The 4,128-nt window shown below is 41.8% G+C and carries 5 protein-coding genes, 1 tRNA gene and 1 pseudogene; all 7 read right to left on the bottom strand.

Going from position 1 to position 4,128, the window contains the following annotated elements; genetic code table 11:
- Positions 1 to 13: 13 nt before the first annotated feature.
- Positions 14 to 87 (bottom strand) — tRNA-Asn (locus BP896_RS03125).
- A 58-nt stretch (positions 88 to 145) separates the two neighbouring features.
- A complete protein-coding gene (locus BP896_RS03120; protein ID WP_291765534.1) occupies positions 146 to 787 on the bottom strand; it encodes an adenosylcobinamide amidohydrolase in 642 nt (213 codons plus the stop codon).
- A gap of 42 nt (positions 788 to 829) precedes the next feature.
- Complete coding sequence (locus tag BP896_RS03115) at positions 830 to 1,423, bottom strand: MarC family protein (protein WP_291765533.1); 594 nt, start codon at positions 1,421 to 1,423, stop codon at positions 830 to 832.
- Between the two features lie 153 nt (positions 1,424 to 1,576).
- A complete protein-coding gene (locus tag BP896_RS03110) occupies positions 1,577 to 2,599 on the bottom strand; it encodes a sugar kinase (protein WP_291765532.1) in 1,023 nt (340 codons plus the stop codon).
- Positions 2,600 to 2,730: 131 nt separating this feature from the next.
- Positions 2,731 to 3,350, bottom strand: a pseudogene (locus BP896_RS03105) (dienelactone hydrolase family protein).
- Between the two features lie 139 nt (positions 3,351 to 3,489).
- Positions 3,490 to 3,624 (bottom strand): hypothetical protein, encoded by a 135-nt coding sequence (locus BP896_RS03100; protein WP_291765529.1) that lies wholly within the window; start codon positions 3,622 to 3,624, stop codon positions 3,490 to 3,492.
- Positions 3,625 to 3,628: 4 nt separating this feature from the next.
- Positions 3,629 to 3,766 carry a hypothetical protein gene (locus BP896_RS03095; protein ID WP_291765527.1) on the bottom strand — a complete coding sequence of 46 codons (138 nt, stop codon included), beginning with the start codon at positions 3,764 to 3,766 and terminating at the stop codon, positions 3,629 to 3,631.
- Between the last annotated feature and the right edge of the window lie 362 nt (positions 3,767 to 4,128).

Below are 4,128 nucleotides of genomic sequence, written 5' to 3'. Positions count from 1 at the left end.
GAATATTGCTTAGCGCCGCCGCCGGGACTTGAACCCGGGACCTACGGGTTAACAGCCCGCCGCTCCACCAGGCTGAGCTACGGCGGCTTTGATGGTTCTTACTTATTACCTTTTAAAATTTTCCCAGGCTCTCTACATTAGTGATTCAATGATCCTTAAGCTGATTAATCTCATAAGCCCTAATTAAGGCATTATATACTGCGTGGCTTATGGCCTTACCCACATCGGTAGCTGGGCCTGCATAGGGCTTTAATTCCCCACTACTTAATGATAATACTGCAATTGCATCGCTTGTTGTTCCATGAATCTTACCGTTAGTTAACCTGCTTAGTGCCTCATGTTTAGTTTCGGCTATTAGGGCTACTGCATCAACTAAGGCTGGTTGAGTTAAGTTGGCATTAATGATTACAGCTATGTTTACTGTTGAGGGGTTACGCATTAGGCTGATTACGTTACCATCCTCAATCCTATAAGGGTTGCTTAAACCAATAGTTAACGACACCGCAACCTTTAAGCCATACGTATCCTCCTCAACAATAACGTGATTCCTAGGTAATTCAGTTGCCGTTAGGAATGTTATTGCCTCATTACTATTAATTGACAAGGCCTCATGAATCCTCCTAACCTCCAGTATTGGGTCGGTGTTGAAGTTGCCGGGTACATGGTGGTGAATTATGTATCTTACACCATGCCTTAACCCACCATCAACTGTACTTGATAATGAAACCGCAGTGCTACTTAATGTTACTACCAGGTCCCCGTTAGCCGCCTTAACCTGCCTAATCATTGCTATACTTAAATTTATTGCCTACTTTTAGGTTTAATGGCCTTAAATTGACTTAACAATGTTTATTATTCCTGAGGCTATTAATTGAATTGCCCATGATGCTATTATTAGGCTGAAGAACCTTGCGAATATTTTAAGAGTATTATTACCTATTAACCTAGCTAAGTACACTGAGTACCTCATGGTAATGTATGTTGCCAGGGAGGCTACAAGTATTGCCGTTATTACGCTGAAGATGTTATAGTAGGTTACCATCACCATGACTGAGGTTATTGCACCTGGCCCAACAAGCATTGGTGTTATTATCGGCACTATTACGTAATCCTCAGGGTTAATCCCCATTGTCTTTGGTGTACCCTCCCTAAGCACATCAATAGCTATTATGAGGAGTATTATACCGCCGGCAATCCTGAAGTCATTAATGTTTATGCTAAATACATAGAATATGAATGGGCCTGCAAAGGCGAAGAGGAGTAGGAGTAGTGGTACTGTTAATGCAACTAACTTAAGGAACTTACTCATCATCCGCTCATAATCCGGTACACTAACTAATAGGGGTATTGCACCCAGTGGATCTATAATTGCGTAAAGCTGCACAGCAGCTACAAGTGAGTCAAATAGGCTAAAGGCTACCATTAAATTGAGCCAATCATGCCCATTTTAAAAGTATTAATATTTACGTTAACTCATAATACTTTTATCAGCGCTATTAACCAAGCTCACCAATCACCCAGCCTAGGCTCATCACCATGCCTTCAATAAGTATGGGGGTTTATAAATGTATTTAAGTCACTTAACATTACGCTGCTTCCCCTTCCTCATTAATTCAAGGACCTCCTCAACATTATTAGGACCCTCCATAGGCCCCAGCCTAGTTACCTTAATGGCTGCGGCAGCATTAGCAAACTTAAGTGCTTGATCAATCCCCCAACCCTTTAAGTAGCCGTAAATGAAGGCTGCATTAAATACATCACCAGCGCCAGTTGGGTCAACCTCATTAACCTCGAAGGCATCCTCCTCATAATATTGATTACCCTTACTTAATGCAAATGAACCATTAACACCCCTCTTAACCACAATAATTTCAGGACCCTTATTAAGCAGCTTAATGGAGTTGCTTAAGGCACCCCCACCACCCATTAGCATGTTAATCTCCTCCTCATTAATGAGGAGTACGTCAATTAGCCTTAGCGCGTTCAGAAATAGTTCCATAATATCATTAATGCCCATTAATTCAACCCTAACATTAGGATCATATGAAACTAAGGCACCCCTACGCTTAGCTTCATTCATAGCCTTAATGCATGCATCCCTCGGCCCTTTACCAATATACATTGTAGATCCTGAAACGTGAAGAACCTTAAGCTCCCTGAAGTAATCTAAGTTAACGAGGTTTGGCGTTAATTTAGCCGATGATGACCACCTAAGGTTAAACACAAATCTCCTTGAACCTAATTGATCATATGCAACGAAGGCTAACCCGGTTATTGAATCATCATCAATGATCACGTTTGCGGCGTCAACGCCATCCCTCCTAAACCTACTAATTATCATGCGCCCAAAATCATCATTACCCACAACACCTATGAAACCGGTATTGAGCCCTAACCTAGCGGCTGAATCAATTGTTATGGCAGGTGCGCCACTTGGGAATGGGCCCATATATAAGTCTGCTACATCATGCATAACTCCTCTACGAACCCTAATGAATTCAGCAATAAGTTCACCAAGTGAAACAACATCCATATTGATGCTTAACCCAAGTGTAGTACTTAAAGCATTACTTTTATACTCAACAATACTCAATATCACTACTTACTGTTCTTACCCCTCCTCTCCCTCTGCTCCAGTATTTCCACCCATGTTAAAAGGCAGTCGGTTACCATATTGCCGGTCCACTTATGCTTCCCTTCATTATCCATAATCACCACCCTAGGTGCTTCTTAAGGAAATTCACAGTCCTTTTCCCAAGCATCCTTTGTAGATGCTTCATCATAAGTTGGCCCACCTTCAGTGGCAAACGCATGACGTGTAACTGGGTAGAAGGCCATCTCGAACCTAGGCTTATAAGTTAACGCTGCCTTTATTAAATCCGGTATCCCCTGGTTTATGGCTGGGTCCTCGCCTGCATATATTGTTAATATCGCCCCTTTACCTTAGCTACATCACTTATATTCCCTGGGTTCCTACCATAGTAGATTACTGATGCATCAAAGGGTACCTTGGTTAATGCCTCAAAGGTTAAGCCACCGCCCATGCAGAATCCAATAATACCCATCTTCTCAACCTTATACATGCCTTTCACATAATTGTACATGCCCACTATATCCTTAATCATCCTCTCTTCAGTTGCATTCCTATTAATGACCAATTCCCGAACTATCTCCCTCTCAATTAGTGGCAATGCATTCACTAGTTCATTAATTGCTTTCAAATCAGCCCTCCTCTCTGGTAGTAATGACCAAAACCTCCTCATCGCACTGGCTATATTCTGTTCAGTAAATACTTCAGTTTTTCTTGAATATAGGTTTGGCGCAATGGCTAAGTAACCAAGCTCAGCCAACCTCCTAGCCGCATTCCTTATGAATTCCGATAAACCAAGACCTCATGTATCCCTTAAAAGGGCGATGCTTCTCTTTTCTTGTGAATCCTTCATTTGATGTTATTGTAATTCAATGGCTTTAGATTAAGCTACCGCATACTCATCCCTTTAGGTCATTAATTATTAGCTCAGCAACCCTCTTACCGCCCATTATCATTGAACCAAATATCGGGCCCATTCTCGGTAACCCATGCGCAACAGCTACAGTCATTCCTGTAATATAAAGGCCCTCCATGACTTTACCCGTATTTAACAATTGAATCCTCGACTGCTGAGATGTATGCTGGCTTTTCACTGTGAATTATTAATTCAAGGCCTGGGTTCTTCCTAGCCGTTGCTGCAGTAACCTCTAAGTCATGACCTGTGGCCTTAACCATGACCTAGCTTCTATAAAAGCGGATCCGTATGGACACAGGCCATTTGTACTATTGATTAATAAACCGCTAAACCAGCAATTAAGGAAGAATTTAAAGCCTGCATCAATTGCCTTAACGGCCTATTTAGCGATTATTTCAGCTGGATCCACAATAAATAACTCATAACCCATAATCTCCCCTCTACAACTAACCGCCTTTAAGCCAGCCTTAGCCAAGTAATAGGCTGCGGTTATGCTTGAGGGCTTGCACCAACAATGGCTACATCAATATTTAAGTATTCATAAAAGTAACTTCAATACACCCCTAATTACCCCTAGGCAACATAGGGGGAATTCGTTGAGGAGAGATATTCTATATCCTCT

Origin of the sequence: Caldivirga sp. UBA161, from assembly GCF_002506515.1 — an archaeon.
In the GTDB taxonomy this organism is placed as follows: Archaea; Thermoproteota; Thermoprotei; order Thermoproteales; family Thermocladiaceae; genus Caldivirga.
Note: the sequence above shows the minus strand (reverse complement) of the source record. Positions and strands in the feature narration are given on the sequence as shown.